This is a genomic window from Campylobacter sp. 2014D-0258 (assembly GCF_008000495.1).
Lineage (GTDB): Bacteria > Campylobacterota > Campylobacteria > Campylobacterales > Campylobacteraceae > Campylobacter_D > Campylobacter_D jejuni.
Map to the genome: position 1 here is coordinate 1 of NZ_VOAR01000023.1, position 1,471 is coordinate 1,471.

Consider the following 1,471-nt stretch of genomic DNA (forward strand, 5'->3'; position numbering starts at 1 on the left):
TCCATTGATAACTTGTTGATAATTTAAACTAAAAAGATGAGTAAAGGTATCATTAAGGAAATAAGCATTGTTAAGATTGACATTGAGTTTAGCAAATTTTCCAAATTCTACTCCACCTACTTTGCTTGTTCCTATACCTACTATAGTCATACCTTCATCTTTAACATTACCATAGCTTATTAGCACTATAAGAAAAACTATCATTACTAATACCATTATAAACTCCTTCTATACCAAAGCTTATTGTATCAGAGCTTTTATCAAAAGTTAAAATATCAAATTTAGAATCACGAAGCTTTTTATGATAATAGCTTGAAGTTAAATAAAAAGAATTATAAGTCGTAATCCACAAAGGATATTTTAAATCTATACCTAGATTTTCAGAAGTTCCTATAAAGTCAAATTCTCTCCAAATTCCCCCTAAAGCATAGTTTCCTTTAGAATAACTTGGAGTGATTTTTAAATTCCCTAAGAAAGTAGTATAGCTTATACCATAGTTAGTTTGTGCTTCATCGCTTCTTTGCAAATAAGCATTAAGACTATCTCCTTGATGAGCTATGTTATTAAAACTCATACTAGCACCGCCCCTATATCTGCCTGATTCTTCTATACCATAATTATCCCCATAAAACAATACAGAAACAAAGCTATCACTAGGGGTAGTTTCTATCACTACATCTGTTTCACCTGGATTATCTCCTGCTTTTAAAGAAGCAAGGGTTTGTATACCATACATTTCATTGACTTTATAAACTGCATCTTCTACTAATTTAGTAGTGATGATTTCACCTTTATGATTAGGTAATTTACTTTCTATAGCATAATCTCTTACACTAGAATTGTTTTGAACCACATATTTACCTAAAACACCTAAGGTGATATTGATTTGAATTTGATCTTTTAGTTCTTGTTGTGGGATATAAGCTGTAGCAGCAGGATAACCACTAACTTGAACATAATAAGAAATGATATTGGCTATATCTTGTAAGTCTTGAACTGAAATACTTTCTTTTTTGTAATCGTTTAAGGCTTCTTGTAAAACTTGCTCATCTAAACCTAGATCTTTAAAGTTTATGTTTTTATTGGTAATATGAAAGTTAAAGCTAACTTTATGAATTGATTCTTCTTTAGAAGTATTTTTTAAAGAAGGAGTGTTTGAATTTGGGGTTTTAGTTTTTAAAGTATTATCATTAGACAAGTTAGGTTGATTTTTTTGAGTGTTGTTATTATCTTTTTGAGTGTTTTTCTTTGTGTTGATGGTTTTTGAATTATTGTCATCACTAGTATTAGAATGATCTATGATAATCACTCCATCTTTTACTTTTAAAGTGTTTGTTGTAGTTTTTTAAGTTAGCATCTTCTTTATAAGGAGATTGTTCTAACATTTGTATGGTTTTTTTATTATCTTTAGTATCACTAGCATAAAGGCTTAAGATAGCTAAACTAGATAGTAAGATAATGCGTTTCATTT

Annotated in this window: 1 pseudogene; it reads right to left on the minus strand. The window is 29.1% G+C overall.

The window, feature by feature from the left end:
- A pseudogene (locus SR62_RS04435) lies at positions 1–1,385 on the minus strand (ShlB/FhaC/HecB family hemolysin secretion/activation protein); the annotation flags it as partial.
- Positions 1,386–1,471 lie beyond the last annotated feature (86 nt).